Source organism: Capnocytophaga sp. oral taxon 326 str. F0382, from assembly GCF_000318295.1.
Taxonomy (GTDB): Bacteria; Bacteroidota; Bacteroidia; order Flavobacteriales; family Flavobacteriaceae; genus Capnocytophaga; species Capnocytophaga periodontitidis.
This window is the reverse complement of sequence record NZ_KB291384.1, coordinates 6,201-6,486: the sequence shown is the minus strand read 5'-3', so window position 1 is coordinate 6,486 and position 286 is coordinate 6,201.

The following is a 286-nucleotide window of genomic DNA, read 5'->3' as shown; positions in this document are numbered from 1 at the left end:
CCGAGTAATACTAATCACCCGTAGACTTTTCGCGCAGCATTCTTTTTTATAGATAAGAATTAAGAGATAAGAAGTAAGAAAGTGTAATACTACTTATGTTTTATCAATTATTAATCTCTTAAGAAGTTAGTTAAGATATGTTTTTTATCCCTATATGTTAAAAATATGATTAGGAATTGGTATTTTAGGATAAGATACAAAAGGAGTGTAAAAAGCTCTTACCTCTTACCTCTTACCTCTTACCTAAAACGATTTAAGGTGGTTATAGTCAAAGGTCTCACCTCTT